Consider the following 26,786-nt stretch of genomic DNA (forward strand, 5'->3'; position numbering starts at 1 on the left):
TTTAGACCGGGGTCAGCGGTAGGCGCAGCGCGCCGGGTGCGGACTCGGGAACCGTCGGATGGTTGGGCTGTACCGGGAAGACGCGCTTGTAGGGCGAGCCTAGGGCCGGCCGTGGATCGAGCTCACCCTTGTTGGGCCAGAACGCCATTGCGCGTTCGGCTTGGGCGGTGATGGTGAATGACGGATTCACGCCCAGGTTCGCCGAGATCGCCGAACCATCGGAGACATACAGCCCGGGATATCCGTAGACCCGTTGGTACGGATCGATCACCCCGGTCTCGGGAGAATCGCCGATGGGGCAGCCGCCGATGAAATGCGCCGTCAGCGGGATGTTCATCGAATCCAGGTGGGTGCTGCCCGCGTATCCGTCGACCTTGTCGGCCATCCGCCGTGCGACATCATGTGCGACCGGAATCCAATCCGGGTTCGGTTCTCCCGAGCCCTGTTTGGTGGTCATCTTCTTGCCGAACAGTCCGCGCTTGAGATAGGTGGTCAGCGAGTTGTCCAACGACTGCATCACCAGCACGATGATCGAGTGCTGCGCGGCGCGGTAGGGGAACATCGATCGGAACACCATTGCGGGGTGCCGCACATTGGCCAGCCAGGTGCGCGCGAAACGCCACGGGCCGCCGTCAACCATGTTGGTGCCCAACATGCTCAGGAAGGTCGAGCCTTCCCCGTATCGGACCACCTCGACATGGGTATTGGGTTCGGGGTGGATCGAGGAGGTAATGGCGACGCCTTGCGAGAAGTCATCGCGGGTGGGGGAATAGACGATGGGCACCGATTCGGAGTTGGTGCGCGTCTGTTCGCCCAGGCGATCCGACAGGTTGGGTAGCGACCCTGAATCCTTGAACTTGTGTAGCAGCCGCTGGGTGCCCAGCGATGCCGCCGAGAACACCACATGCTGAGCGGTGAACGTGCGCTTCTTCTTACGGACCAGCCGCCCGGTCTGTTTGGTGCTGACCGCATAGCCCTCGCGATCCTGCAGGGGCCGCACGTCGAGCACCTCGGTAAGCGGATGTATTTGGGCGCCAGCGTGTTCGGCGAGATACAGGTAGTTGGTCTCGGTGGTGTTCTTGGCATTGTGCTTGCAGCCGGTCATACAGGCGGCGCAGCCGATGCAGCCGGACCGCTCGGGGCCGGCGCCGCCGAAGAACGGATCCGGCACGGTCTTGCCCGGCTCATCGCCGAAGAAGACACCGACATTGGTGGGGTGGTAGGTGTCTTCGACGCCCAGGTCCTTGGCGACGGCGAGCAGCACCTCATCGGGTGGGGTGGTGTGCGGAGTCTGCGCGACTCCGAGCATCCGGCTGGCCTGGTCGTAGTAGGGCGCCAGTTCGGACTTCCAGTCGGTGATATGCGCCCACTGCTTATCGGTGTAGAACTGCTCCAGCGGTTCATACAGCGTGTTGCCGTAGATCAGCGATCCACCGCCCACACCCACCGCGCTGGCGATGAAGGTCTTGCCCAGCACAGTCAGTCGCTGCGGTCCGAAGCACCCGAGCGCCGGTGCCCACATCGCCTTGCGCACGTGCCAGTTGTTCGGGGGAAAATCCTCGCGTTTCCAGCGTTTTCCCATATCTAGTATGCCGACTCGGTAGCCCTTTTCGGTGAGGCGGAGGGCCGCAACGCTCCCACCGAAACCGGACCCGATGACGACTACGTCGTAGTCATAGTCCATGCGGTCAACCTACTGGTTGGTTGCCGCTGACGCACTGTAAATCAGGACGCGGTTTCTAACGCGGCGCGCATCTTCTCGTGCAGCAGATTGATGGCCTGCAACGGACGGATCATGACCTTGAACTCCACGATCTTTCCGGCATCGTTGCAGGTGATGATGTCGATTCCGTTGATGTATTTGCCGTCCACGCTGGCCTCGAACTCGAGTGCCGCGGTGTTCCCGTCCAGGATTTCCTTGGTGTAGTGGAAGTTGTTCTCGGGTCCGGCAAGGGTGGCGAAGGCGGCCAACAAGTACATGGCGGTGATCTGCTTGCCCTGCTGCGGGGTGAACACCACGGGGGAGTAGAAGGCCGCGTCCTCGGCCAGCAGGTCGTTGAGCGCTTCCGGGTTCGCGCCGGAAATGATGCCGTGCCAGGTTTCAACCACGTCGTTGATCATGCGCCGAATATACCATTCGGTCTACTTCATGCAAGCCGATCTATAGCTTGCGCAGGCGCAGCCGGTTGATCGAGTGGTCGGCATCTTTGCGGAGCACCAGCGTCGCCCGTGGCCGCGTCGGCAGGATGTTCTCCAGCAGGTTCGGCAGGTTGATCGAGTGCCAAATCTCCTGTGCGGCAAGGGTTGCCTGCTTATCGGATAGCTTGGCGTAGTGATGGAAATGTGATGAGGGATTTGCGAATGACGTGGAGCGCATGGCCAGGAACCGGGAGATGTACCACTGTTCGATGTCTTCAATGCGGGCGTCCACATAGATCGAGAAATCGAACAGATCCGAGACCATCAGGGTGGGGCCGGTTTGTAGTACGTTCAAGCCCTCGAGAATCAGGATATCGGGTTGCTGCACAACGTGTTTCTCGTTTTTGATGATGTCGTACAGCAGGTGTGAGTACACCGGGGCGGTGACCTCATGGGCTCCCGATTTGACCTCGGTGACGAATCGCAGCAGCCCGCGCCTGTTGTAGCTCTCCGGAAATCCCTTGCGGTGCATGATATTCCGCCGGGAAAGTTCGGCATTGGGGTAGAGGAATCCGTCGGTGGTCACCAGGTCCACGCGGGGATGGTGGTCCCAGCGGGCGAGCAGTGCCTGCAGCACGCGCGCCGTTGTCGACTTGCCGACCGCGACGCTGCCCGCGACGCCGATGACGAAGGGGACAAGACGGTCCGGGTGTTGGTCCCCGAGGAAGGTGGCGGTGGCGGCGAAGAGCCGCTGGCGCGCGGCCACCTGAAGGTGAATGAGGCGAGCCAGCGGCAGGTAGACCTCGGCGACCTCGGTCAGATCGATCTGCTCGCCCAGGCCACGCAGGCCGAAGAGCTCTTCCTCGGTGAGGACCAGCGGCGTGGACTTGCGCAGCGCGCGCCACTGTTTCCGGTCGAACTCCACATAGGGGCTCGGCTCGCTCAGCCGCGGCATGGACGCAAGTCTTGCAGGAACCATTCGTGAACGCGGCACTAGGGTTGTGTGACATGGGCGATAACGGCCGGTCGGAGAACAGCCTCGTCAACGAATACCTGCTGCTCGGGCTGCGATTTGACCGTATTGAGAGTGGATACGTCGACTCCTTCACCGGTGATCCGGCGCTGCGGCAGCGTGTCGAGAACGAGCCCACCCCCGATCCGGCAGACCTGGCCCGCCAGGCCGCGGCCCTGCGGGCCGAGCTGACCGCAAGTGACCTCGATGCCGCGCGCAAGGCCTTCATCGATACGCACTTGAAGGCGTTGGCCTGTGCCGGCCGCAAGTTCGCCGGCGAGACCATCGGATTTGTCGACGAAGTGCATGACTACTTCGACGTGCGCATCGCGAAGGGCGACGAAGAGCGCTACCGGGAAGCCCATGAGGCACTGGAAAGTGTTCTGCCGGAGGGTGGTTCGCTGCTGGAACGGAAAACCGCCTATGACCGGTCCCAGGAAATTGACCCGAACCGCCTGCAGGAATGCGTCGACGCGTTCTCCAGTGCGCTGCGCGACCGGGTGCGCGCGGAGTTTCCGCTGCCCGACACCGAGACGATCACCTACGAGATCGTCAGTGACAAACCCTGGTCGGGGTTCAACTACTACGAGGGCAATTACCGCTCGACAGTCGCCATCAACTCCGATCTCAAGCAATATCTGACCAATGTGCCAGCTCTGATCGCCCACGAGTCCTATCCCGGGCACCACACCGAGCACTGCCGCAAGGAGGCGGGTCTGGTGCACCTGGGGGACCAGCAGGAGCAGACCATCTTCCTGGTGAACACACCCCAGTGCCTGATGGCGGAGGGGCTCGCCGACCTCGCCCTGTACGCGGCCATCGGTGACGACTGGGGGCTGTGGGCACAGGAGATCTACGCCGACCTCGGGCTGCGCTTCGACGGCGAACAGGCTCAGGCTGTCGGGCGGGCGCGGGCCGGACTGATCAACGTTCGCCAAGATGCGGCCCTGATGCTGCATGACGAGCACCGTGACGTCGAGGACGTCATCGCATTCCTGAAACGCTGGCTGCTGGTCTCCGACGAGCGGGCCCGGCACATGCTCAAATTCCTGTCCTCGCCGTTGTGGCGGGCGTACATCTCCACCTACGTCGAGGGCTATCAATTGTTGAAGGGGTGGCTGGACCGTCGCCCCCCGGAACAGTCACTCACGACCCGCTTCGGGCGGCTGCTCGACGAGCCCCTGGTGGCGTCCACGCTGACATAGCCGCCGACTAGGCTGATGGCCATGACGACCTCAGCATCCAGTGATATCGCGCAGGGCGCGCAGTACGCCGAGACCGCCAGCGCCGCCTACCGATCGGCCCTGGAAGTCATCGCGACCATCGAGCCGCGGATCGCGGATGCGACCCGTAAAGAGCTTGCTGACCAACGCGATTCGCTCAAGCTGATTGCCAGCGAGAACTACGCCTCGCCGGCCGTGCTGCTGACAATGGGTACCTGGCTGTCCGACAAGTACGCCGAGGGCACCATCGGCCACCGCTTCTATGCCGGTTGCCAGAACATCGACACCGTCGAGGCGCTGGCGGCCGAGCACGCCCGCGAGCTGTTCGGGGCGCCGTACGCCTACGCGCAGCCGCACTCGGGTATCGATGCCAACCTCGTCGCCTACTGGGCGATCCTCGCGACACGCGTCGAGGCCCCCGCGCTGGCGGAAAAGGGGGTGCGCAACGTCAACGACCTCTCCGAGAGCGATTGGGAGGAGCTGCGCCACCAGTACGGCAATCAGCGCCTGATGGGTATGTCACTGGACACCGGAGGCCACCTGACCCACGGTTTCCGCCCCAACATCTCGGGCAAGATGTTCCATCAGCGCAGCTACGGCACCGATCCCGAAACCGGCCTGCTGGACTATGACGCACTGGCCGCGGCGGCACGCGAGTTCAGGCCGCTGGTGCTGGTGGGTGGCTACTCCGCCTACCCGCGCCGGGTGAACTTCGCCAAGCTGCGTGAGATCGCCGACGAGGTGGGCGCCACCCTGTTCGTCGATATGGCGCACTTCGCCGGCCTGGTCGCCGGAAAGGTGTTCACCGGCGACGAGGACCCGGTGCCGCACGCCCACATCACCACGACCACCACCCACAAGTCGCTGCGCGGACCCCGCGGCGGCCTGGTGCTGGCCACCGCCGAGTACTCCGATGCCGTCGACAAGGGCTGCCCGATGGTGCTGGGCGGACCGCTCTCGCACGTGATGGCCGCCAAGGCCGTCGCCCTGGCCGAGGCGCGCCAGCCCTCGTTCCAGGCGTACGCACAGCGCGTTGCCGACAACGCCAAGTCGCTGGCCGAGGGATTCCTGAAGCGGGGCGCACGCCTGGTCACCGGCGGAACCGACAACCATCTGGTGCTGCTCGACGTGCAGTCCTTCGGGCTTACCGGGCGGCAGGCCGAGTCGGCCCTGCTCGATGCCGGCGTGGTCACCAACCGCAACGCCATCCCGGCAGACCCCAATGGTGCCTGGTACACCAGCGGCATTCGGTTCGGCACTCCGGCGCTCACCAGCCGCGGTTTCGACGCCGACGAGTTCGACAAGGTCGCCGAGCTTGTGGTCGACGTACTGTCCAACACCGAAGCCGATGGCACCTCGAAGGCGAAGTACACCCTTGCCGATGGTGTCGCGGATCGCGTGAAGGCCGCGTCGGCCGAACTGCTGGCCGCCAACCCCCTATATCCGGGCCTCACTCTCTAGGGTCTTTGGTCACCACGAGCGGACGCTTAGTACCCGCCCTTACTGGGGTTTTGCGGTACTAAGTGTCTCCGCGCGAAGGGCCGCGCGGCGATTTCCCATTTCTTATTCGTCCGGTTACCGTTACCGCATGGCACAGAAACCTGTACCCAATGCGTTGACTCTTGAGCTGACGGATGTCGTCGCCGAGAACATCGATCGCCACCGCGACACCGCGGAGCTTTGGTACGCCCATGAGCACGTCCCCTACGACGAGGGCGAGAACTTCGCCTTCCTGGGCGGACGCGACTGGGAGCCCTCTGATGTCAAGTTGCCCAAGGCCGTCGTCGACGCCATCCAGATCCTGCTGATCACCAAGGACAACCTGGCGGGCTACCACCGCGAGATGGTCGAGCATTTCTCGCTGGAGATCATCCCGTGGGCCGACTTCATCGGTCGCTGGACCGCCGAGGAGAACCTGCACGCCATCGCGCTGCGCGAGTACCTCGTGGTGACCCGTAACGCCGACCCCAACGGCGACGAGGACACCCGACTGGCTCACGTCATGAAGGGCTACCGGGCCGACACGTACAACCAGATCGAGACACTGGTGTTCAACGCGTTCTTCGAGCAGATGCACGCGGTATTCGTGCAGAACCTGGCCGCGCAGACCGACGACGCCGTGCTCAAGGGCCTGCTCGCGAACATCGAGAAGGACGAGCGTCGCCACGAGCAGATCTACAGCAACATCGTGCTCGAATGCCTGCGTCTGCACCCCGAGGACACCATTGCCGCCATCAAGGCGCGCGCTGCGGAACTGAAGGTCATCGGTGCCGATATCGACGGTTACGAGGACAAGGTCGCCTCGGTGGCCGACGCCGGAATCATCGACGAGGTCACCGTGCAGGACGTGGTCCGCGAACTCACCGACAAGTGGGGCGTCACCGAGCGGCTCTGATCTTTCGCCGAGTGTCGACCTGTCGCGGGGGACACTCGCGTTTTCTGTGTGACAACTCGACACTCGCGCGAAATGTGCGTTAACCCGGAGTTAGTCAACACGCTCGATTCGGTGCGCGGCATCTGCGCGTAGGTGCGAGTAGCGTCAAAAGCGATGGCTAGCGACATGCTTTGCTATCCGGGAGGTACTGATCGTGGCGAAAACGACAGGACCGGCCCCGGTCCTGATGTGGACGGTCTCACGAGGCGTCCACGCACGGTACCGACCGCGTCCACGACAGATCGCGTGTGGTGCCGCACGGATGTCAGGAGCGCTCGGTGACTGCTTCAAAGAACCCTGGGACAATCCGTACCTATGTGCTCGACACCTCGGTGTTGTTGTCCGACCCTTGGGCCACAAACCGATTCGCCGAACACGAGGTAGTGATCCCGTTGGTGGTGATCAGCGAGCTGGAAGGCAAGCGTCACCATCACGAGTTGGGTTGGTTCGCCCGTACTGCGTTGCGGATGCTGGATGATCTGCGGTTGGAGTATGGCCGCCTTGATCAGTCCATTCCTGTAGGGACACAGGGTGGTTCGCTGCACGTCGAGCTGAACCACACCGACCCTTCGGTGCTGCCCGTGGGCTTCCGCACCGACTCCAACGACTCTCGGATTCTGGCGTGCGCACTCAACCTCGCCGCCGAGGGCAAGCTGGTTACGTTGGTGAGCAAGGACATCCCGCTGCGTGTCAAGGCCGGTGCGGTGGGCTTGGCCGCCGACGAGTACCGGGCCCAGGACGTGGTGAATTCGGGCTGGACAGGCATGACCGAACTGGACACCACTGCCGAGGTCATCGACTCGCTCTTCGAGTCAGGCGAGGCTGATCTGGAGGCGGCGCGAGATCTTCCGTGCCACACCGGAGTTCGGTTACTCGGCGGTACCTCGAGCGCTCTTGGCCGAGTCAACGCGGAGAAGCGGGTGCAGTTGGTGCGCGGTGACCGCGAGGTCTTCGGACTGCGTGGGCGCTCCGCGGAACAGCGTGTGGCACTGGACATCCTGCTCGATGAGTCGGTAGGCATCGTTTCCCTGGGTGGCAAGGCAGGCACCGGTAAGTCGGCGCTGGCGTTGTGCGCCGGACTGGAAGCGGTGCTGGAGCGCCGCAGTCACCGCAAGGTCGTGGTGTTCCGGCCGCTGTATGCGGTAGGCGGTCAGGAACTGGGCTATCTGCCGGGCAGTGAGAGCGAGAAGATGGGCCCGTGGGCGCAGGCCGTCTTCGACACCCTCGAAGGTCTGGCGTCGCCAGCAGTCATCGAAGAAGTGCTGTCGCGCGGCATGCTCGAGGTGCTCCCACTCACGCACATCCGCGGGCGGTCCCTGCACGACTCCTTTGTGATCGTCGACGAGGCGCAGTCCCTGGAGCGCAACGTGCTGCTGACGGTGCTGTCGCGGCTGGGCACCGGCTCGCGGGTGGTGCTCACCCACGATGTCGCACAGCGCGACAACCTGCGTGTCGGTCGTCACGACGGTGTCGCTGCGGTGATCGAGAAGCTCAAGGGTCATCCGCTGTTCGCGCACGTCACGCTGGTGCGCAGCGAGCGTTCGCCCATCGCCGCGCTGGTCACGGAGATGCTGGAGGAGTTCGGCCCCGGGCTCTCTTCCTGAACTGACGGTTACGCTGTGGGGCGTGCTATCCAAGCGTGATGTCTTTCGGTGGACGATGGTCGCGGCCGCTGTGGGAAGTTTGATCGCGGCCGCGATCGTCGTCACCGACAAGCAGCGCGCTCTCGCCGAGCCGGTGGACTGCCAACGTGAGAAGTGCGTCGCGCTGACATTCGACGACGGGCCCAGCCCGTTCACCGACCGGCTGCTGGATATCCTGCGAGCCAACGGCGCGCACTCGACCTTCTTCGAAATCGGCAACAAGGTTCAGCGCGATCCGGCGGGCGCCAAACGAGTGGTCGATGCCGGGATGGAACTCGGCAGCCACACCTGGGAACACCCGAACATGACGACGATCCCGCCGGAGGCGATCGCCAGCCAGCTGAGTAAGGCCAGCGATGCGATCGAAGCGGCCACGGGCAAGCGCCCCAAGCTGTTCCGAACCGCTGGCGGCCTGATCAACGACCAGGTGCTGGCCGAGGCCAAGAAACAGGGGCTGGCCGATATCAACTGGGATGTGATCCCGTTCGACTGGGCCAACGATTCGAACACCGACGCCACCCGAGCCATCCTGATGTCACAGATCAAGCCGGGATCTGTGGTGCTGTTCCACGACACTTACTCCAGCACAGTGGATCTGGTGGAGCAGTTCCTCCCGGTGCTCAGGGACAACGGATACCACGCGGTCACCGTCACGAAGCTGCTCGGTCCGCGTGAACCCGGTAGCAGTTACGGCAGCCGCGATAACGGGCCACCTGTGAACCTGCTGAAAGATATTCCGGAGTCGGAGATTCCGCCGCTGCCGAACACTCCGTCGCCGCTGCCCGCGACGAACATCCCCATCACCGACCTGCCCAATCAGGGTGCGGGTGGACCGGCCGTCGGGCAGTAGTGGTGCGACTCGTCGCCTTGGTGTTGATCACGGCACTGCTTGTCGGGCCCGCCAGCGTCGTACTTCCCGCTCCTCAGCGCTACGTCGCGACGATCAGCCGAGACGAACGCGGTGTCCCGCATGTCAGCGCGGACGATTGGGGCTCATTGGGTTACGGCACCGGGTATGCGTTCGCAGAGGACCGTGCCTGCACTCTGATCGACCAGATCATCAAGGTCCGCGGCGAGCGCAGCAAGTGGCTGGGGCCCGGCGCCGGCAATCGGAACATCGATATGGACTTCGGTTACCGCCACCTGAAACTGTGGGAGAACGCCCCCAAACGCTGGGCCGATCAGCCGGTCAGAGTGCGTGAGCTCGTCGACGGGTACGTAGCCGGGTTCAACGAATCCCTGGCGCTCAACGGCGTGAACGGTGGCTGGTGCGACGGTGCCGGTTGGGTCGGCCCGATCACGTCGCAGGACTTGTACGCGCATTTCTCCGATGTCGTGATGACGGTGTCCAGCATCTCCATGATCACCGAAATCGGTAGGGCACAGCCGCCTTCAGGCACATCGGCGCCGCACCCGGGTGCGCTGCCCGCCCGGCCGCAGATGGGAAGTAACGGCTGGGCGTTGGGATCGGAACGCTCCAGCACCGGCGGCGGCCTGTTATTGGCCAACCCGCATTACCCCTGGACGGGCGAGAACCGCCTCTGGGAGGCGCATCAGAGCATTCCCGGACAGCTCAACGTCTACGGCGTCGGATTGTCCGGAATGCCTTTGGTGCAGCTCGGATTCACCGATGCGGTGGCGTGGACGGCCACCGTGGCAGCCGGGCGCCGCTTCGCGCTGTATCGCTACGACCTGGATGCGTCCGACCCCACCGCGTACTACGTGGACGGACGGCGCGAGGTGATGACGCCCGACCCCATCACCATCGAAGTGGCGGGCGAACAGGGCATCTCGCCGATGAGCCGCACCCTCTACTCCACCAAGCACGGACCGGTGGCCGACGTGGACACCGTGGGCTGGACACGGGCGCAGGCCATCGCGATGGCCGACGCCAACGCCGATACCAACACCACGCTGACCCAGTATCTGGGCATGGCCACCGCGAAATCAATGGATGATTTCCAGGATGTTTTCCGGGCCAATCGGGGTGTGCCATGGATGAACACCGTCTCGACGAGCGCCGACGGACGTGCCTGGATTGTCGACAGCTCCGCCACCCCCAATCTGTCCAGGGAGGCGCTCGCCGCGTGGGCGGTGGATCGCGAAAAGCCGGGCCTGATCAGGGATGCGTATCGCTCCGCGGGCATGGTGGTGCTCAATGGCTCCCGGTCGCTCTTCGACTGGGCCGATGATGACAACGCCGCGGCGCCCGGGCTCATCGGGTACGACCACATGCCCCAGCTCGAGCGGCGAGATTATGTCTTCAACGCCAATGACAGTATGTGGCTTGCTCATCCGGATCAGCTGCTCACCGGCCATCAGCCACAACAAGGTGGCGAGGGGTGGATGCTGACGCCCCGCACCAAGACCAACGCGCGACTCCTCGCCGAGAACAGCGGTAAGTGGACGATCGACGATGTGGGTGCCGCGTTGTTCTCCGACCGCGCGATCCTCGCCGACCAGCTGCGTATACCGCTGGTGCGGGCATGCACGGCGACCAAGGTCGTCGACGGTGTGGACCTGGCCCCGGCATGCTCGGCGCTGGCCGCCTGGGACGGCAGATTCACCAAGACCGCCCGCGGTGCCGCCGTGTTCCGCGAATGGCTCTCCCGCTTTACCCCCGAGGAGCGAAAGGACCGCGGCAGGCTTTTCGCCGACGGATTCAGCCCTGCCAATCCTATTGGCTCGCCCTCGGTTCCGGCCGCCGACGTCGGGCCGTGGCTCACCGAACTGGCGGCCGCCGTGCGGCTGCTGCAGCGCGCCGGCATTCCGGTCGATGCGCCCTTGGGGGACCTGCAACGCGAGGTGCACACCGGACGGCTGCTGCCGATCGGCGGCGGAACCGATATCGAAGGCGCCGTCAACATCGTGGACTGCTGCTCCTGGGGCACCAGCTCCGAGCCGCAGCCCAGTCCCGGTGAACGCCTGGAACCCGGCACGGAGCTGCGCGCCATCCCGGGCCCATCGGGGGTGCTCAACGGGTACCCCATCCAGGAAGGCGACAGCTTCATCATGGCGTTGCAATACGGTCCCGACGGGCCGGATGCGAAAGGCCTTCTGGTCTACGGCAACCCGGACGATTCCAGGAATCCCGCCTACTACGCGGGCGCCCAGGCATTCAGTGCCGAACAGCTGCGCCCATTGGCCTTCAGCGCCGCCGACGTCGCCAAGGAAGCGGTGTCCACGGTGACGATATCGAGGCCGCGCTAACGGTGTCGGGACCGGCATGGTGCGCATGCCGGTCCTGACACCGTGGCGTGATTACTTGCCGGTCAACTTATCTTTGACCGCTTCGACGCCTTCTTTCACTTTGTCTGCGGCATCAGAGATCGCCTGCTTGGCGGAGGCAATTCCCTGATCCGCTTGCCCCTCGGCCTTAAGGTCATCGTTATCGGTTGCGGCTCCAAAGGCCTCCTTCGCGCGACCCTTCAGATCCTCGGCCTTGTTCTTTGCGTCGTCGGTTATTCCCATTCTGGAACCCTTTCCGTTTGGCGGTGTTCGATCGTTACCTACTCCTGGGGCATCCGTCCATTCACGTTTGCACCCAAGTCTTTTCATCTACTTCAGGCCGCATCGATGGGTAAGTGCATCGGGCATCGCGTGCTCATACGACCTGAGGGAGAACCTTCTCCGGAGGTATGTCCTTGACCAAGAGCTGGAAGTCCAGGTCACTGTTGGCCGCACGCCGAACATCGGCGCCGCATTGTCGGGCCAAGTGGCGAATCTCGGAGGTTGAGGTGTGCGGTGAGACGCCGACGGTGACCCTTACTACCGGTCGTCCCTTCTCGCGCAAGGTCACTGCGCGGGCAGTCTGCACGGAGGGGTGACGCGCCAGATCATCCGCGGCCGCGTCGGCCAACCGGGAGAGGTCGATCTTCCCTTCGGAGTCGCCGAGACTGCGGACTGACGTCGGGCGTACGTGGACGAGTAACAACCAGAGACCGACGAGGAACGCGGCCACGCCGGCTCCGGCAAGGGCGCCGGTCAGCCACGGCCATTCGAGCGCGCGGGCCGGCGCTTGCGGGTCGATGGCTGCGGCGGCCCGCCGAGCCAGGCGGGAATTGGTGCCGTAGCCGATCAGCCAGACCGCGCTTGTCAGCAAGACGACGCCCAGCAGAGCCGTTAGCAGCCTGTCGATGAATTGCGTTGTGCGTGTCACTGATTGGTCCCCTCCTTGTTCTCCTCAAGTGGGCCGCGATACTCGTCGCGCCATCGGTGAGCTGACGCATGAGGTACCAAGATTCCATCGCCCACCGCGATATGAGTGCGGCGTCGTGGCTTCACCGTGAGGACGAGCAGAGCCAATCCCACGATCCCCGCCACCACAGCTGCGGGCCAGGTCCACCACATCCAATGCGCGTGCTGCGCCCACCGGGTGGTTGCGGCTGTCCACGTCGAACCGCTTGCCCACCCGATGTTTATCGCTGCGTCGCGCAGCACGATCACGCCTGCGGTAACCAGTCCCAGGGCGATGAGGATGCCGGTGATAGTGGACCCGGCTATACGGTGCGGTCCTCGGTATTTACTGCTTACCTCTGACGTCGTATCGGTCTCTTCCGGGGTACTGGCTCCCGCGGTGTAAGCGTCGGCCACTTCGGCCGGTGTGCGATTGCTTTCGATCCGCGCAATGTCCACGTTGATGCCTGCTGGTTCTTCGCCGAGCGATTTGTGCAGTTCTTGGGTCACCGCTGCCCGGACTGCATCGACAACGCGCGCACCGTTAGTGGGCCAGGTAGCTGCGATCTTGACGTTTACCGTTGGGCGGGCGCCGTCGACGATGGCGATCGACGGCAACGCTCGACCGGGAGCGATGCTCCCGTGGCGAACCACCCCCGGCACCGACAGCACGGCATGCTCGATCAAACGATGGCGCACTCGTTCGTGAACGCGCGTGGCACCGCGCACCGGCACCAACCCAGTCGTGGTCACCACCGTCAGCTCCGGTCGCGGCGACCGAGCGCGGTGAGATCGATCCTGCCGTCGAGATGTGCGCCGAGTGCGCCCCCGGCCCCCGCCAAAACCACGGCAAGGAGGAATCCGACAAGCCCACCAGTAACGACCGCAATTGCCAGCAGCAGACCCGCGAACAGGCCGATTACTGTGTAATTTCCATTCATTCTCGTCAGCTCCTATCGAGATGTTTAATGCGTTGTCGCCGGATGCGCCGACGCCGTGCGGTGCTCGCAAGCGTCGTAAACCGGCCGCGCCAGGTCCGCTGTACTCGAACCGTGGCACGGCGCGGCCCCCGGTCATCGGCCAGAGTCTGCAGCGCTTCGATGAGCTCCTCCGCCGATCCCCCCGCATCCGGGTGATGCCTTCTTATGGCCTCGCGGCGTGCCTGCCGATCAACATTGAGCACGGCGTTCACGCCTGCGCTTCGGCCACTGCCACGTCGTCGACCACCACGACAACCGGGACGCCCGCTGCCGCGCTGGCGGCCCGGCGCACCCGAGCCGCCACGTCGAGTAGACCCGTCCGCAGGTCGAGCACCACGTGAACCTCGCCGCCGTCGGCCCCCAACCGCACACCGCGCACCGTCCGACCGGGCAGGTGTGTGGCGGGGACTCCTATCCCTCCGGAGTACAGGCCGATGACGCCGTCGACGGCAGTCACCGCCGCGACCACACGATCGACCCGCTCGCCGGTCGCGTCCGTCACTGGACTCGGGGCTCTCCGGCGTCGGACGCATCGTCGTCACTGTCGGCGAAATGCACGTCGTGCACCGTCACGTTGACCTCGGTGACCTCGAGCCCGGTCATGTTCTCGACAGAGGAGATGACGTTGCTGCGAATTCCCTCGGCCAGGTCGTGGATGGCGATCCCGTAGTCAGCGACGATCCCGATGTCGATGGCCGCCTGACGTTCGCCAACCTCGACGCTCACGCCCTGGGTCAGGCTGGGTGAACCCGGCAGCGTCTCGCGCAACTTGCCCACGACACGGGCAGCTTGGCCTCCCAGGTCGTAGACGCCATCGACCTCGCGCGTCGCGATGCCAGCGATCTTGGAGACCACCACGTCGGCGATGGTGGTGACGCCGTGGTTCGCGACTTTCTCGACGGCATTACTGGACTTGTCTACCTGCTTCGACGAACGCACTTCGGGGGTTTGGGTTGCCGTGGTCATCAGCTTCTCCTTCGACTTGTCTCAGCTTCCGGACACTTCCGTCCGGCACAATGAGTTCGTCGGGCAACGGTGGGTATTGCGCACGCCGATGAGATCCAACGCACATTTTTGTGCTCACGACGACAGGGGACACAGTGGTGCTGCCGCTCTTGGCGCGGGGCGAACTGCTGGCGTCGCTGTCGGACGAGATGCTTGCCCGCCGCGCTCAGCAAGGAGATTCTGAGGCATTCGATGTTCTGGTGGTCCGACATGGTCCGGCACTGCTGAGATTCGTTGCCCGCACGTATCCGGAGCAGGCCGAGTATGACGACATCGTCCAGGAGACCTTCATCGCCGCCTGGAAAGCGCTGCCGTCGTTTGCTTTCCGGTCACAGTTCCGCACCTGGTTGTACTCACTCGCGTCCCGGAAGACCGTTGACGCAATGCGGCGGCGCCGTCGCGATTTCGATATCGACGACGTGCCCGAAGTCGCAGATATCAGCGCTGGGCCCAGTGAACGAGCACTGGATGGCGATTTCCTTGCGGCCTTGAGCCGTGAGCTATCGCAGTTGCCCTATGCGGCGCGTACGGCCTGGTGGCTTCGTGAGGTCTATGACTTACCGCTGGCCGAGATAGCGACTGTTCTTCGGACCACCGAGGGATCAGTCCGCGGCAACTTGCAGCGCACTCGCAAGCGGCTAGCGGAAACGCTGAATGGCTTCCGCCCATGAGTGAACGCGGAAACCATATTCCGTCCGCCAGCTGTACAGCTCCGGGCATATGGCGTAACACTGGAGAACTGATGGATGCGAGAACCGGGGACAACCATGATGCCGTCGTTGACGCCACGGCGTGGATCGCCGATGCCACCCGCCGATTGGCCGAACTCGACGGCGGCGCCGATGATCGTGTATCGCCCGCATCGTGGAATGAGGGTGAAACCACCCTGGAGCAGCTGCGCGCCGCCGTCGCACACCGGATCGCCGCACTGCCACGCAGGGGCAAGCCGATCAGGACGGCCATCCCGGGGATCACCGTCAGTCATCTGGCGTTGACGAAAGCGCTGACATCAAGCCTGGCCGAGTTCGCCGCCGAGGCCTCAGCGGCGATTGCTGCCGTGGACGTGAACGTAGACGGGCAGGCGGTGACGGCATTACGCATCAACCTGGTGGCCATCGGTACTGCCGATCGTGACCGTACCTACCTCGACTACGGTGACGCACTGAGGAAGCGAGCTGCCTCAGTGGTCAACGACATCATCGGTATCGAGCCCACGAACATAACCGTCACCTGGGAGGACATCGTCCTGCCGTCGCACTAGGCACCCACGGCGACGGGTCTTAGTCCTTCACCTTCGCCATGGCGAGCACGTCCAGGCGCTTGTCCAGCTCCTCGACGCTCAGTTTGTCGCCGATGAGGCCGCGATCGATGACGGTCTGGCGAATGGTCTTGCGCTCCTTGAGCGCTTCCTTCGCGACGGCGGCCGCTTCCTCGTAGCCGATGGCCGAGTTCAGCGGGGTGACGATCGACGGGGAGGACTCGGCCAGCGTCTTCAGGTGCTCCTCGTTGGCCACCAGGCCGTCCACGCACTTGTCGACGAAGAGGCGAGACACGTTGGCCAGCAACGTGAACGACTCCAGCAGGTTGCGCGCCATCACCGGGATGTACACGTTGAGTTCGAAGGCGCCGGACAGTCCGCCGACGGTGATGGCGGCGTCGTTGCCGATGACCTGTGCGGCCACCTGGGTCACGGCCTCGGGCAGCACCGGGTTGACCTTGCCGGGCATGATCGAGCTGCCGGGCTGCAGGTCGGGAAGCTGGATCTCGCCCAGGCCGGTCAGCGGCCCGGAGCCCATCCACCGAATGTCGTTGGCAATCTTGGTCAATGACGCGGCGATGGTCTTCAGCGCGCCCGACGCCTCGACCAGTCCGTCACGAGCGGCCTGCGCCTCGAACGAGTCGGCGGCGGTCTTCAGCTCCGACAGGCCCGTCGACTTCTTGAGTTCCTCGACCACCTTGGCGCCGAAGCCGTCAGGGGCGTTGAGGCCGGTGCCGACGGCGGTACCGCCGATGGGCAGCTCACCGAGACGGGGGAGCGTCGCCTTCACGCGCTCCGCGCCGGCTTCGATCTGGCGGGCGTAGCCCCCGAATTCCTGGCCCAGGGTCACCGGCACCGCATCCATGAGGTGGGTGCGGCCCGACTTGACCACGGTCTTCCAGGCCTTGGCCTTGGTGGCCAGCGCCTGCTGCAGGTAATCCAGCGCGGGAATCAGGTCGCGCACAGCGGCTTCCGTCGCGGCCAGGTGAGTGGCCGTCGGGAAGGTGTCGTTGGAGGACTGCGACATGTTCACGTCGTCGTTCGGGTGCACCGTCACGCCGTTGTTGGCAGCGATCGAGGCGATCACCTCGTTGGCGTTCATGTTCGAGCTGGTGCCCGAGCCGGTCTGGAACACGTCGATGGGGAACTGGTCGTCGTGCTTGCCGTCGGCGATCTCGGCGGCGGCGGCGATGATGGCGTCGGCCTTGGCCGGGTCCAGCAGACCCAGGTCCTTGTTCACCTGCGCACAGGCGCCCTTGAGGAGGCCGAGTGCACGGATCTGTGTGCGCTCTAGGCCGCGCCCCGAGATGGGGAAGTTCTCGACGGCGCGCTGAGTCTGCGCGCGCCACAGTGCTTCAACGGGTACGCGAACCTCGCCCATGGTGTCGTGTTCGATGCGGTACTGCTGTTCAGACAATGGTCTTCCTTCTCGTCGTCGATGATGGAATTAGGGGAGGGGGTGCGTGGCGTCGTCGTCGCCGGTGAAGTCGACCGCGGAGTACTCGCGGAGCTTGGTGAGGCGGTGGTACGCCTCGATCATCCGGACGGTGCCGGACTTGGAGCGCATCACGATGGACTGCGTGGTGCAGCCGCCGCCGAAGTACCGGACACCCTGCAGCAGATCACCGTCGGTGACACCGGTCGCGCAGAAGAAGACGTTCTCGCCGGACACCAAGTCCTCGGTGGTGAGGATCCGGTCCAGGTCGTACCCGGCGTCGATGGCCTTCTGGCGCTCCTCGTCGTCGCGCGGGGCGAGCTTGCCGTGGATGGCGCCGCCCATGCACCGCATGGCAGCCGCGGCGATGATGCCCTCGGGAGTACCGCCGATGCCCAGCAGCATGTCGGTGCCCGAGTTCGGACGGGCCGTCGAGATGGCGCCGGCCACGTCGCCGTCGGAAATCAGACGGATGCGGGCACCCGTGTCTCGCACGTTCTGGATCAGCTCGCCGTGGCGGGGCCGGTCCAGGATGCACACGGTGATATCGGACACCGAACAGTTACGCACCTTGGCGACGCGCTTGATGTTCTCCGAGACGGGTGCAGTGACGTCGATGACATCGGCGGCGTCCGGGCCGACAGCGATCTTCTCCATGTAGAAGACGGCTGAGGGGTCGAACATGGTGCCGCGCTCGGAGACCGCGAGCACCGAGATCGCGTTGGGCATGCCCTTGCTCATCAGGGTGGTTCCGTCTACCGGGTCCACGGCGAAATCGCAGTCCGGGCCGTCGCCGTTGCCGACTTCCTCGCCGTTGTAGAGCATCGGGGCGTTGTCCTTCTCGCCTTCTCCGATGACGACCACACCGCGCATGGAAACGGAGTTGACCAGCTCGCGCATGGCGTCGACGGCGGCGCCGTCGCCCTTCTCCTTTTCACCGCGGCCGACCCATCGACCTGCGGCCATGGCACCCGCCTCGGTCACTCTGACCAGCTCTAACGCCAGGTTGCGGTCCGGGGCTTCTCTGCGCGACGGGCTCATGGGTTGTGATTGTTTCATGCGCGCCTGCAAGGATGGGGGCGTGGGAGGCGCACCTGATCCGGACCAAGATTCCGGACCCGACGATCGCATCGCCGTGCCCGCACCCCGTCCGGCCAAGCCGCGGTTGTTTCAGGACGGCCGGGACATGTTCTGGTCGATGGCTCCGCTGGTAGTCGCGTGCATCGTGCTGGCCGGATTGCTGGGGATGTGTTCCTTCACGCCGAATGGGCCGACGGTCGGTGAGCCGCCCTCGTATGACGCGCACGCCGCGCTGCAGGCCGATGCCCGGCAGTTCTCGTTTCCGGTCCGGGAGCCGTCGCTGCCCGCGGGCTGGCGGGCCAACTCCGGCGGGCGCGACAGCGTCGAGGGGATGCCGCTGTCCAAGGTGGGCTACCTGAGCCCGACCGGTACGTACATGGCGGTGGTGCAGAGCGGTGCCCCCGAGGAGAAGTTGGTCCCGAAGCTCAACAGTGGGCTGGTGCCCCGCGGGCCGGAGAATGTCGACGGCGTGAGCTGGGTGGCGTACGAGGGTGGTGAGGGTGCGGAGCCGCTGTGGGCCACGCGGCTGGACAACTCGGTGACCGTCGCGCTCACCGGGTCCGGAAACACCGAAGACTTCCGGACCGTCGCGCGGGCGGTACAAACCGCTAAGCCGCTGCCGCGCTAGGAGGCGCGCATCTAGGTGTTGGCGCCCCGTGCGGCCACCGCCCAGCGGCGCGGGCCGCCCGAGGCATCCACCACCAGCGTGTCGACCAGGTTCACGGCATTGCAGAGATGGTTCGGCGCGATCCGCAGACGGGTGCCGGCATCCGGTGCCGCCCCGGGAAACTCGATGGTTGCGTGATGCTCGGACAGCGCGACGATGCGCGCATCCGGTTCGCTGATTACCCGTCCGAAACCGGTGGCCCAGCCCGGCCGGTCGGCGCCCAGGATCTTGCTGCCCGCGTCCACGACGGCGGTCCGGTCGCGGGTGTGCACCACGGTGGTGACGGCACTGAGAGCGATGTCGTCGAGCGTGCAGACCTCCAACTCGAACTGCTGGGCATCGTTGAACGGGTAGACACCGGGTCGCACCTCGGTCAGCACCGTGTTGTCGGCGGCATCGACGGTGGGGGTGGAGCCGCCGCTGATCACCGACGGCTCGATCCCCTGTGCGCGCAGGCTTTCTGCGGCCGCTCCAAGCGCGTGCGATTCCTGGGCGGCGACCTCTGCGCGGTGGCCCGGTGTGTAGCCGTGGCCCGGAAATGTGAAGACACCCACGACATTCAGTCCGGCGGCGCGCGCTGCTGCCGCAACGTCACCGGCCTCGGCGGGATCGACCCCGGTGCGGTGATGGCCGGAGTCGACCTCGATGACGACGGTGATGGGTAGATCGGCGAGATACTCGGCCAACTGCCGGGCACCCGCGATGGAATCGACCCCGACCCGCAGTTGCGCGCGGGCGGTCACCTTCCGTATCCGGTCGGCCTTCTGCGGAGTCAGCCACAGCGGGTAGGCGATGAAAAGGTCGGTGAATCCTGCGTCGGCGAACACCTCGGCCTCGCCGATGGTGGCGACGGTGAGGCCAATGGCTCCGCTGTCGATCTGGCGTTGTGCTATCTCAACGCACTTGTGGCTCTTGGCATGTGGCCGCAGCTGGACCCCGGTGCCGCGTAGGCGCCCGGCCAGCCGTTCGATGTTGCGGTCCATCACCGCCAGATCGATGGCCAGGAAAGGGGTGTCGATATCGTCCAGACCACAAGGTTGCGTCGTGTCAGACATGTCTTGACACTATTCGGAGTCCAGCACGTCCTCGATGCGCTTGCGTGCGCCCGCCAGGTGCTCCTCGCAGCGTTTGGCCAGTGCCTCACCGCGTTCCCAGAGCGCCAGCGAGGTGTCCAGATCCAGGCCGCCCTGTTCGAGCTGCTGCACGACCTCGATGAGCTCGGCGCGCGCCTGCTCGTAACCGAGTTCGGCGGGATTGGTCATGACGATTCTCCTGTCACGGTTGCAGTCACGGCACCATCGGAAACGCGCACCCGCAGCGATGCCCCTGCGGGTGCATCGGTCACCGTCCGCAGCACCTCCACCGTGCCATCGTCGCGCACCCGCTGCACCACCGAGTAGCCGCGGGCCAGGGTAGCGGCCGGTCCCAGCGTGGCCAGCTGTGCCGATAAGTGGCCCACCCGTTGCGATTCGGATTCCACCAGCCGCTTCATGTCGCGGCGCAATGCCGTTCGCGCGACGGCGATTTCATCCTGGCGCACGGTAACCATCCGGAGCGGATCGGCCAGCACCGGCCGGCTGCGTACCTGATCCAGCCCGCGCTGCTCGCGCTGCACCCAGTTGCGCAATGCCTGAGCCGAACGGCGCCGCAGGTCCAGAATCAACGCCTGTTCGGCCGCGGCGTCGGGTACCAGTTTCTTGGCCGCATCCGTGGGCGTCGCCGCGCGCAGGTCCGCCACCAGATCGGAGAGCGGGTTGTCCGGCTCATGCCCGACGGCGCTGACCACCGGGGTGCGGCACGCCGAAATCGCGCGGCACAGGGTCTCGTCGGAGAACGGCAGCAGATCCTCCACGCTGCCACCGCCGCGGGCCAGCACGATCACGTCCACCGCGGGGTCGGCGTCCAGTGCCTGTAGCGCGGCCACGATCTCGGCCACCGCGTGTGGGCCCTGCACAGGGGTGTTGCGTACCGCGAATTGCACTGCGGGCCAACGTGACAAGGCCACCGAGGTCACATCGTGCTCGGCGGCGCTGGCCCGGCCCGTGATTAGGCCGATGCGGGACGGCAGGAACGGGACCGGGCGCTTGAGTCGCGCGTCGAACAGTCCCTCGGCGGCCAGCAGCTGACGCAGCCGCTCGATCCGGGCCAGCAGCTCACCGATACCTACCGCACGGATCTCGCTGAGCCGCAAAGAAAACGAGCCGCGCACCGTGTAGAAGGTGGGTTTACCGCACACCACCACCTGGGTGCCTTCGGTCAGCTTCACCGGGGCGTTGCGCACCATGTCGGGAGGGCAGGTCACGGTCAGCGACATGTCGGCGGCCGGGTCGCGCAGCACCATGAACACGGTCTTGCTGCCGGGCCGCACATCGATCTGCGTCAGCTGACCTTCCACCCACACCTGGCCCAGGCGGTCGATCCACTTGGCCACCCGGGTGGCAACGGCCCGGACCGGCCACGGGTTCTCGGGGCTTGTCCCCGGATCAGCCACGGGCAGCGGCGCGGGTGATCCTGTTCGCGAGCAAGGTCTGATACGGCGCGCGTGCCTTGTGAGCGTCTTCGTAGGTCAGCAGTTCTTCGAGCTCGCTCACGGACAGCGACTGCAACCGCGCCCGCAGCTGCGCCAGCGTCAGGTCGTGATAGCCGAGCTCGACGACGACATCGGGAGCATTCGGGTCCGCCGCCTCGGACGGTGCCGCCGGGGCTGCCTTTTTGGCCGGGGCCTTCTTGGCGGCAGCCTTCTTCGCAGGCGCCTTACGCGGTGCGGCCTTCGCGGCTACCGGCGCGGCCTCGGGGGCCGGTGCGGTTACCTCGGGTTCGGAATCCGACGGCGCTGCGGGTTCGGAGGAGTACAGCGCAAACCGGCCCTGGGTCATCCGCTCGGCCGCGTCCTCGTAGACGGCGTTGGCTTGCGTCTCGTCGGGTTCGGGTGCATCGAGCTCGTCGATGTCCTCGTCGAAGGTCGCCCACTCCGGCTGCTCCTCGGTGGGTGGGAAGATGTTTTCCCAGGTCTCGTCGCCCTTGATGGCCAATTCCGTGACGGTCTGCTGGAACCGCATGAAGTTCTGCACGGTCTGGCTGGCAGCCGTCATGGGATAGGTCAGCACCGCCTGCGGCAGCTTGCGGGTCTCTTCAAGAACGGTGGCGGCGACCCCAAGAAGCAACCGGACGCCGAACGGAGGACGAATCATAGGTCCAAGCTTGCCTTACGTCGGTCGTGCAGCGAAAGGCTGGGCCGTAAGCTGGTGACTATGGCTGCAGTCGATATGGGCACTCCGGGGATGGTGAGCACCGTCGTCGGCCCGGCGACGAGCAAGCGCGTGCTGCTGGCTGAGCCGCGCGGCTACTGCGCTGGGGTCGATCGTGCGGTGGAGACCGTCGAGCGGGCGCTGGAGAAGCATGGCGCCCCCGTCTACGTGCGGCACGAGATCGTGCACAACCGATATGTGGTGGACACGCTGGCCGAGGCGGGTGCGATCTTCGTCGATGAGACCGACGAGGTGCCCGAGGGCGCGATCGTCGTGTTCTCTGCGCACGGCGTCGCGCCGACCGTGCACCAGGACGCCGCCGCGCGCAATCTGAAGACCATCGATGCCACCTGCCCGCTGGTCACCAAGGTGCATCAGGAGGCCAAGCGGTTCGCCCGCGACGACTTCGACATCCTGCTGATCGGTCACGAGGGCCATGAGGAAGTCATCGGCACCGCCGGTGAGGCCCCTGATCACGTGCAGTTGGTCGACGGCCCCAGCTCGGTGGATAACGTCACCGTGCGTGACGAGAACAAGGTCATCTGGCTGTCTCAGACGACGCTGAGCGTCGACGAGACCATGGAGACGGTCCAGCGCCTGCGCGAGCGTTTCCCGACGCTGCAGGACCCGCCCAGCGATGACATCTGCTACGCCACGCAGAACCGCCAGGTGGCGGTGAAGGCGATGGCTCCCGAATGTGAACTGGTGATTGTCGTCGGCTCGCGCAACTCGTCGAACTCGGTGCGGTTGGTTGAGGTCGCGCTCGGCGCGGGCTCCAACGCGTCCTACCTGGTCGATTACGCCGAGGACATCGACCCGGCCTGGCTTGAGGGCGTGACGACGGTTGGCGTCACCTCGGGTGCTTCGGTGCCGGAGGTGCTGGTGCGCGGGGTCTTGGAACGGCTCGCGGAGCACGGATACGGCCAGGTGCAGCCGGTCACCACCGCGAACGAGACGCTGGTGTTCGCGCTGCCGCGCGAGCTGCGGGCCTCGCGGCGCTAGGTCCCGCTAGCGGTCGTAGTCCCAGGCGTCGTCGTATCGCTCTGGACGGCGCCGTGGGGCCGGTGGACGCTCATCTCTGTACCTGACCGCGGGGCGGTGCGGCTCACGCGTGGGTTCTGCGCGGGGCTCCCGGTAGCGGGGCCGCGGTTCATACCCGTAGTCGTCGTATTCGTCGCGGGCCCGACGCGCGGGACGGCGTTCGGTCCGCATCGGGCGCTCGTCTTCCCAAGGAGTGCCGACCGCCGATGCCCGCCGCGAGACGGGTTCGGAATCGGGGGCGGGACGGCGCCGCGTGCCGGACTCGTGCCGTCCGTGGCGTGTCCGCGCGGCGGCCTCATCGGGGCGGGGGCGGCGGGTCCGCGTGGTTGTTCCCGCGTTCCTGCCCGTGGTGTCGGCCTCGGCATCCACCAGCGCCTGTACCCGGGTCCGTGACGACGTCCTCGGCTTGGCGGCCTTGGTGGTCTTCGCGGCCTTGGGCTTGGCCGTCTTTTCTTTGGCGGGCTTACTGGTGAACATTCCCCAGTACCAGCGCACCACTCCGATGATCAGCACGCCCAACGCGGTGCTGATCATCAGCGGGAAGCGTTCGATCAGCGGGTACCCGGTGGTGATGGCCATGTTCCTGATGCCATCGGCCGGTCCCTTCGACATGATCATGTAGGCCATCGGGATGCTCGCGAACAGGATCAGCGGCGGCTGCACGATGGCGGTGAAGATCGATGAATACCGCACCGCGAAAACCGCCAGGACGCATCCCGCCGCGTAGCAGCCGGCGAACGCGCCGGTCAGCTTCTCACCATTGGCCATCGCGTCAATTGCGAAACCGAGCGCGGTGCCAGCGACCGCGATCAGGATTGCGCCCCACCATGGCACACCCGGGATATCGGGGTGCGCCGACCGGTGATCGGCTTCCACCGATGAGCGGGCGCGTTGACCTGTCACATGTTGAAAGGTACCGGTGCCGAGCCGGATATTCGGTAACGGTGCCCGTCAGCGTGCTTGTGTCAGCAGCATCGCGCCGACGGATTCGCGTCCGCATCGGCGTACCGCGCGCGCCAAAATTCGGCCTCGGTGGGCACCGGAGCGCCCGGATGGCGGCGCCGTAGGTGCTCGACATACCGCTGGTAGTCGTGGTCGCCCATGACGGAGGTGAACCACCACACCAGCCCCTTGATCAGCTTCATGTCCGGGTCCCGGCGAGTTCACGTGCTGCCCATTGCTTCTCGACTTCCTTCTCCACATCGGTGGGCAGGAAGCCGCTGGGTGCGAAAAGCCGGGACGGAACATCGTCGTCCTCGGTGGTTGGCAGACCTCCGGCCCGCACCGCGCGCAGACACGTCCAGGCGGCGGCCGCCACGACCACCAACACCAACGAGGCGAAGACAATCGACAGCGTTCCCTGCACAAACGTGTTTCGGATCACGGCGTCGATGGCCTCGGGCGTCTTGGCGGTCTTGAACGTCGTCAAACCCGCGTCGCGGGCGTCCGCGTACAGCTGGTGCTGCTTCCAGTAGCCCACCGCGGGATCCGACGAGAAGATCTTCTGCCAGGACGCGGTCATGGTGACAATCAGGTCCCAAGCCAGTGGGACAGCGGGAATCCAGGCCCACTTGTAGAGCCGCTGTTTGACGACGACCGTCAGCACCACCGTCAAAGCGATCGCAGCCAACAGCTGGTTGGCGATGCCGAACAATGGGAACAGGGTGTTGATACCGCCCAGGGGGTCGGTGACGCCCATGAGCAGGATCGAGCCCCAGCCGCCGACGACGACCGCCGAGCAGATCCACGCCCCAGGCCGCCAGGAGGCGTCCTTGAAGCGGCGCAGCGGGCCGCCCAGGTTCCCCAGGGAATCCGACAGCATGAACCGGGCAACTCGGGTGCCGGCGTCGACGGTGGTGAGGATGAACAGCGCCTCGAACATGATCGCGAAGTGGTACCAGAACGCCTTGAACCCGCTGCCACCGAATACATCCGACATGACGTGCGAGATCCCGATGGCCAGAGTGGGGGCGCCGCCGGTGCGCGAGACGATCGAGGTCTCGCCGATGTCCTTGGCGGTTTGGGTCAGCTGCGCACCGGTGATGTCGGGCCCGCCGATCGGCAATGCGTTGACGTAGGCGGCCGCGGTTTCGGCGGTGCCGCCTGTGGCTGCGGTGGGTGCGTTGATCGCAAAGTACAAGTGCTGGTTGAGGATCGCCGCGGTGACCAGCGCCATGACGGCCACGAAGGACTCGGTGAGCATGCCGCCGTATCCGATGAAGCGGGCCTGGCTCTCCTTCTCCAGCAGTTTGGGTGTGGTCCCCGAGGCGATCAGCGAATGAAAGCCCGAGAGTGCCCCGCAGGCGATGGTGATGAACAGGAACGGGAACAGCGATCCGGCGAAGGCCGGGCCCGAGGTATTGAAGGCGAACTCGCTGACCGCCGGCAGCTGCGCCACTGGCCGGGCGATCAGGATGCCCAGGGCCAGCATCGCGATGGTCCCGACCTTCATGAAGGTCGACAGGTAGTCGCGGGGCGCGAGCAGCAGCCATACCGGCAGCACCGAGGCGGCGAACCCGTAGAACATCATCAGCCAGGCGATGGTGGTTTTGTCGAGGCTGAACAGTGTTTCACCCCAGCCTGATTTGGCAACCCAGCGGCCAGAGATGATCGCGGCGAGCAGCAGTGCGACACCGATGACGGTCACCTCACTGACCTTGCCCGGCCGCAGGTAACGCAGATACACGCCCATGAACAGCGCGATGGGGATGGTCATCGCGATGGAGAACACGCCCCAGGGGCTTTCGCCGAGGGCGTTGACGACGACCAAGCCCAGCACCGCGATCAGGATGATCATGATGACGAAGATGGCCACCATCGCGGCGACACCGCCGACGGTGCCCATCTCGTCGCGGGCCATCTGGCCCAGACTGCGGCCACCGCGCCGGGTTGATATCACCAGCACCAGGTAGTCCTGGACGGCCCCGGCCAGTACGACGCCGACGACAATCCAGATGATTCCGGGCAGGTACCCCATTTGCGCGGCCAGTACCGGGCCGACAAGCGGGCCCGCTCCGGCGATGGCGGCGAAGTGGTGACCGAACAGCACCCGCCGGTCGGTGGGGACGAAGTCCTTGCCGTTGTCGAGCGTCTCGGCCGGGGTGGCGCGGTCATCACGCGGTCTGACGAGCTTGCGTTCAATCAGCTTGGCGTAGAACCGGTAGGCGATGAGGTAGGTGCAGATCGCGGCGACGACGAACCAGACCGCGTTGACGTGTTCCCCGCGCAGCAGCGCGATCATCGTCCAGGCGAAGGCTCCCAGTAATGCCACCAACACCAGCACCACGCGCGACGTGGGTGAGGGTGCCCGGTTGTCGATGACGCCGACGGGTGGAAGGTCGGGGTCGGTCCGCAGCAGTTCGACGCCGGGTGGGGGAGTCAGGTCCTGGGGCTCTGCGGCGGTGGCCATGCGCGTTACCTTAGGTCCCCGCTGTGGCGCCCTGTC

General features: G+C 65.4%; 28 protein-coding genes. 10 read left to right on the plus strand and 18 right to left on the minus strand.

Annotated features, from left to right (window positions below):
* Position 1: 1 nt before the first annotated feature.
* The 3 genes from HBA99_RS06235 to coaA are packed head-to-tail and all read right to left on the minus strand — an operon-like array spanning position 2 to position 3,094.
* Complete coding sequence (locus HBA99_RS06235; protein ID WP_070951399.1) at positions 2-1,684, minus strand: GMC oxidoreductase; 1,683 nt, start codon at positions 1,682-1,684, stop codon at positions 2-4.
* Between the two features lie 41 nt (positions 1,685-1,725).
* A complete protein-coding gene (locus HBA99_RS06240; protein ID WP_070951398.1) occupies positions 1,726-2,121 on the minus strand; it encodes a nuclear transport factor 2 family protein in 396 nt (131 codons plus the stop codon).
* A 40-nt stretch (positions 2,122-2,161) separates the two neighbouring features.
* Complete coding sequence (gene coaA / locus HBA99_RS06245) at positions 2,162-3,094, minus strand: type I pantothenate kinase (RefSeq protein WP_030094690.1); 933 nt, start codon at positions 3,092-3,094, stop codon at positions 2,162-2,164.
* Between the two features lie 53 nt (positions 3,095-3,147).
* On the opposite strand from coaA, the gene HBA99_RS06250 reads away from it, so the two are divergent.
* From HBA99_RS06250 to HBA99_RS06275, 6 genes are all read left to right on the plus strand, one after another.
* Positions 3,148-4,356, plus strand: a complete 1,209-nt coding sequence (locus HBA99_RS06250) for a DUF885 domain-containing protein (RefSeq protein ID WP_070951397.1) — start codon at positions 3,148-3,150, stop codon at positions 4,354-4,356.
* Positions 4,357-4,377: 21 nt separating this feature from the next.
* Positions 4,378-5,835 carry a glycine hydroxymethyltransferase gene (locus HBA99_RS06255; protein WP_109494323.1) on the plus strand — a complete coding sequence of 486 codons (1,458 nt, stop codon included), beginning with the start codon at positions 4,378-4,380 and terminating at the stop codon, positions 5,833-5,835.
* 127 nt (positions 5,836-5,962) lie between these two features.
* Positions 5,963-6,769 carry an acyl-ACP desaturase gene (locus HBA99_RS06260; RefSeq protein WP_070951395.1) on the plus strand — a complete coding sequence of 269 codons (807 nt, stop codon included), beginning with the start codon at positions 5,963-5,965 and terminating at the stop codon, positions 6,767-6,769.
* 287 nt (positions 6,770-7,056) lie between these two features.
* Positions 7,057-8,412, plus strand: a complete 1,356-nt coding sequence (locus tag HBA99_RS06265) for a PhoH family protein (protein WP_196325608.1) — start codon at positions 7,057-7,059, stop codon at positions 8,410-8,412.
* Positions 8,413-8,434: 22 nt separating this feature from the next.
* Positions 8,435-9,301, plus strand: a complete 867-nt coding sequence (locus HBA99_RS06270) for a polysaccharide deacetylase family protein (RefSeq protein ID WP_109494150.1) — start codon at positions 8,435-8,437, stop codon at positions 9,299-9,301.
* A 2-nt stretch (positions 9,302-9,303) separates the two neighbouring features.
* Entirely contained in the window at positions 9,304-11,661 is a 2,358-nt protein-coding gene (locus tag HBA99_RS06275) for a penicillin acylase family protein (protein ID WP_081347718.1), read from the plus strand.
* 51 nt (positions 11,662-11,712) lie between these two features.
* Here HBA99_RS06275 and HBA99_RS06280 read toward each other — a convergent pair whose 3' ends face one another.
* The 6 genes from HBA99_RS06280 to HBA99_RS06305 all read right to left on the minus strand — a co-directional run bounded on the left by HBA99_RS06280 (position 11,713) and on the right by HBA99_RS06305 (position 14,573).
* Positions 11,713-11,922 carry a CsbD family protein gene (locus HBA99_RS06280; RefSeq protein ID WP_070922665.1) on the minus strand — a complete coding sequence of 70 codons (210 nt, stop codon included), beginning with the start codon at positions 11,920-11,922 and terminating at the stop codon, positions 11,713-11,715.
* A gap of 133 nt (positions 11,923-12,055) precedes the next feature.
* A complete protein-coding gene (locus HBA99_RS06285) occupies positions 12,056-12,610 on the minus strand; it encodes a hypothetical protein (protein WP_070951393.1) in 555 nt (184 codons plus the stop codon).
* Complete coding sequence (locus HBA99_RS06290; protein WP_070951392.1) at positions 12,607-13,383, minus strand: hypothetical protein; 777 nt, start codon at positions 13,381-13,383, stop codon at positions 12,607-12,609. The genes HBA99_RS06285 and HBA99_RS06290 overlap by 4 nt, the downstream gene beginning before the upstream one ends.
* Positions 13,384-13,385: 2 nt before the next feature.
* A complete protein-coding gene (locus HBA99_RS06295) occupies positions 13,386-13,568 on the minus strand; it encodes a DUF2273 domain-containing protein (RefSeq protein ID WP_070922662.1) in 183 nt (60 codons plus the stop codon).
* Between the two features lie 247 nt (positions 13,569-13,815).
* Positions 13,816-14,109, minus strand: coding sequence for a hypothetical protein (locus HBA99_RS06300; RefSeq protein WP_070951391.1), 294 nt, complete (start codon positions 14,107-14,109; stop codon positions 13,816-13,818).
* Positions 14,106-14,573 carry an Asp23/Gls24 family envelope stress response protein gene (locus HBA99_RS06305; protein WP_070951390.1) on the minus strand — a complete coding sequence of 156 codons (468 nt, stop codon included), beginning with the start codon at positions 14,571-14,573 and terminating at the stop codon, positions 14,106-14,108. Before HBA99_RS06305 ends, HBA99_RS06300 begins: the two co-directional genes overlap by 4 nt.
* Before the next feature lie 149 nt (positions 14,574-14,722).
* Between HBA99_RS06305 and HBA99_RS06310 the strand changes: the two genes are divergently transcribed.
* Together HBA99_RS06310 and HBA99_RS06315 are read left to right on the plus strand one after the other, a co-directional pair.
* Positions 14,723-15,283 carry an RNA polymerase sigma factor gene (locus HBA99_RS06310; protein WP_081347717.1) on the plus strand — a complete coding sequence of 187 codons (561 nt, stop codon included), beginning with the start codon at positions 14,723-14,725 and terminating at the stop codon, positions 15,281-15,283.
* Between the two features lie 71 nt (positions 15,284-15,354).
* Positions 15,355-15,873, plus strand: coding sequence for a hypothetical protein (locus tag HBA99_RS06315; protein ID WP_070951389.1), 519 nt, complete (start codon positions 15,355-15,357; stop codon positions 15,871-15,873).
* A 19-nt stretch (positions 15,874-15,892) separates the two neighbouring features.
* Here the strand turns inward: HBA99_RS06315 and HBA99_RS06320 are convergent, their stop codons facing one another.
* Positions 15,893-17,287, minus strand: a complete 1,395-nt coding sequence (locus tag HBA99_RS06320) for a class II fumarate hydratase (protein ID WP_030094698.1) — start codon at positions 17,285-17,287, stop codon at positions 15,893-15,895.
* Between the two features lie 30 nt (positions 17,288-17,317).
* Positions 17,318-18,346: a class II fructose-bisphosphatase gene (gene glpX, locus HBA99_RS06325; protein ID WP_057969321.1), complete on the minus strand. Its 1,029-nt coding sequence runs from the start codon at positions 18,344-18,346 to the stop codon at positions 17,318-17,320.
* 94 nt (positions 18,347-18,440) lie between these two features.
* Here glpX and HBA99_RS06330 point away from each other — a divergent pair, with 94 nt between their 5' ends.
* Positions 18,441-19,013 carry a DUF4245 domain-containing protein gene (locus HBA99_RS06330; RefSeq protein ID WP_030094700.1) on the plus strand — a complete coding sequence of 191 codons (573 nt, stop codon included), beginning with the start codon at positions 18,441-18,443 and terminating at the stop codon, positions 19,011-19,013.
* Positions 19,014-19,024: 11 nt separating this feature from the next.
* Here the strand turns inward: HBA99_RS06330 and HBA99_RS06335 are convergent, their stop codons facing one another.
* Genes HBA99_RS06335 through HBA99_RS06350 form a run of 4 tightly spaced genes read right to left on the minus strand, consistent with a single transcriptional unit; the run spans position 19,025 to position 22,243 of the window.
* Positions 19,025-20,107, minus strand: a complete 1,083-nt coding sequence (locus HBA99_RS06335; RefSeq protein ID WP_070951388.1) for a D-TA family PLP-dependent enzyme — start codon at positions 20,105-20,107, stop codon at positions 19,025-19,027.
* Positions 20,108-20,116: 9 nt separating this feature from the next.
* Positions 20,117-20,314 (minus strand): exodeoxyribonuclease VII small subunit, encoded by a 198-nt coding sequence (locus tag HBA99_RS06340; protein ID WP_070951387.1) that lies wholly within the window; start codon positions 20,312-20,314, stop codon positions 20,117-20,119.
* Positions 20,311-21,543 carry an exodeoxyribonuclease VII large subunit gene (xseA, locus tag HBA99_RS06345; RefSeq protein ID WP_057969295.1) on the minus strand — a complete coding sequence of 411 codons (1,233 nt, stop codon included), beginning with the start codon at positions 21,541-21,543 and terminating at the stop codon, positions 20,311-20,313. The genes HBA99_RS06340 and xseA overlap by 4 nt, the downstream gene beginning before the upstream one ends.
* Positions 21,536-22,243 (minus strand): lipid droplet-associated protein, encoded by a 708-nt coding sequence (locus tag HBA99_RS06350; protein WP_070951386.1) that lies wholly within the window; start codon positions 22,241-22,243, stop codon positions 21,536-21,538. Before HBA99_RS06350 ends, xseA begins: the two co-directional genes overlap by 8 nt.
* Positions 22,244-22,303: 60 nt before the next feature.
* Between HBA99_RS06350 and HBA99_RS06355 the strand changes: the two genes are divergently transcribed.
* Complete coding sequence (locus tag HBA99_RS06355; protein ID WP_109494146.1) at positions 22,304-23,302, plus strand: 4-hydroxy-3-methylbut-2-enyl diphosphate reductase; 999 nt, start codon at positions 22,304-22,306, stop codon at positions 23,300-23,302.
* Between the two features lie 6 nt (positions 23,303-23,308).
* Here HBA99_RS06355 and HBA99_RS06360 read toward each other — a convergent pair whose 3' ends face one another.
* The 3 genes from HBA99_RS06360 to HBA99_RS06370 all read right to left on the minus strand — a co-directional run bounded on the left by HBA99_RS06360 (position 23,309) and on the right by HBA99_RS06370 (position 26,750).
* The gene (locus HBA99_RS06360) at positions 23,309-24,244 is read right to left on the minus strand and encodes a DMT family transporter (RefSeq protein WP_199253011.1); all 936 of its coding nucleotides are present in this window, start codon (positions 24,242-24,244) and stop codon (positions 23,309-23,311) included.
* 62 nt (positions 24,245-24,306) lie between these two features.
* Positions 24,307-24,486 (minus strand): YbdD/YjiX family protein, encoded by a 180-nt coding sequence (locus HBA99_RS06365; RefSeq protein ID WP_064410186.1) that lies wholly within the window; start codon positions 24,484-24,486, stop codon positions 24,307-24,309.
* On the minus strand, positions 24,483-26,750 hold the full coding sequence (locus HBA99_RS06370; RefSeq protein ID WP_070951384.1) for a carbon starvation CstA family protein: 2,268 nt from the start codon (positions 26,748-26,750) through the stop codon (positions 24,483-24,485). The genes HBA99_RS06365 and HBA99_RS06370 overlap by 4 nt, the downstream gene beginning before the upstream one ends.
* Between the last annotated feature and the right edge of the window lie 36 nt (positions 26,751-26,786).

Source organism: Mycobacteroides chelonae (assembly GCF_016767715.1).
GTDB classification, from domain to species: domain Bacteria; phylum Actinomycetota; class Actinomycetes; order Mycobacteriales; family Mycobacteriaceae; genus Mycobacterium; species Mycobacterium gwanakae.

Coding starts and splice junctions, on each gene's coding strand:
- HBA99_RS06335 (WP_070951388.1), bottom strand. CDS start 20,107: ATGTCTGACACGACGCAACCTTGTGGTCTGGACGATATCGACACCCCT.
- HBA99_RS06280 (WP_070922665.1), bottom strand. CDS start 11,922: ATGGGAATAACCGACGACGCAAAGAACAAGGCCGAGGATCTGAAGGGT.
- HBA99_RS06235 (WP_070951399.1), bottom strand. CDS start 1,684: ATGGACTATGACTACGACGTAGTCGTCATCGGGTCCGGTTTCGGTGGG.
- HBA99_RS06250 (WP_070951397.1), top strand. CDS start 3,148: ATGGGCGATAACGGCCGGTCGGAGAACAGCCTCGTCAACGAATACCTG.
- HBA99_RS06295 (WP_070922662.1), bottom strand. CDS start 13,568: ATGAATGGAAATTACACAGTAATCGGCCTGTTCGCGGGTCTGCTGCTG.
- glpX (WP_057969321.1), bottom strand. CDS start 18,346: ATGAGCCCGTCGCGCAGAGAAGCCCCGGACCGCAACCTGGCGTTAGAG.
- HBA99_RS06305 (WP_070951390.1), bottom strand. CDS start 14,573: ATGACCACGGCAACCCAAACCCCCGAAGTGCGTTCGTCGAAGCAGGTA.
- HBA99_RS06365 (WP_064410186.1), bottom strand. CDS start 24,486: ATGAAGCTGATCAAGGGGCTGGTGTGGTGGTTCACCTCCGTCATGGGC.
- HBA99_RS06355 (WP_109494146.1), top strand. CDS start 22,304: ATGGCTGCAGTCGATATGGGCACTCCGGGGATGGTGAGCACCGTCGTC.
- HBA99_RS06260 (WP_070951395.1), top strand. CDS start 5,963: ATGGCACAGAAACCTGTACCCAATGCGTTGACTCTTGAGCTGACGGAT.
- HBA99_RS06240 (WP_070951398.1), bottom strand. CDS start 2,121: ATGATCAACGACGTGGTTGAAACCTGGCACGGCATCATTTCCGGCGCG.
- HBA99_RS06315 (WP_070951389.1), top strand. CDS start 15,355: ATGGATGCGAGAACCGGGGACAACCATGATGCCGTCGTTGACGCCACG.
- HBA99_RS06255 (WP_109494323.1), top strand. CDS start 4,378: ATGACGACCTCAGCATCCAGTGATATCGCGCAGGGCGCGCAGTACGCC.
- HBA99_RS06350 (WP_070951386.1), bottom strand. CDS start 22,243: ATGATTCGTCCTCCGTTCGGCGTCCGGTTGCTTCTTGGGGTCGCCGCC.
- HBA99_RS06340 (WP_070951387.1), bottom strand. CDS start 20,314: ATGACCAATCCCGCCGAACTCGGTTACGAGCAGGCGCGCGCCGAGCTC.
- HBA99_RS06370 (WP_070951384.1), bottom strand. CDS start 26,750: ATGGCCACCGCCGCAGAGCCCCAGGACCTGACTCCCCCACCCGGCGTC.
- coaA (WP_030094690.1), bottom strand. CDS start 3,094: ATGCCGCGGCTGAGCGAGCCGAGCCCCTATGTGGAGTTCGACCGGAAA.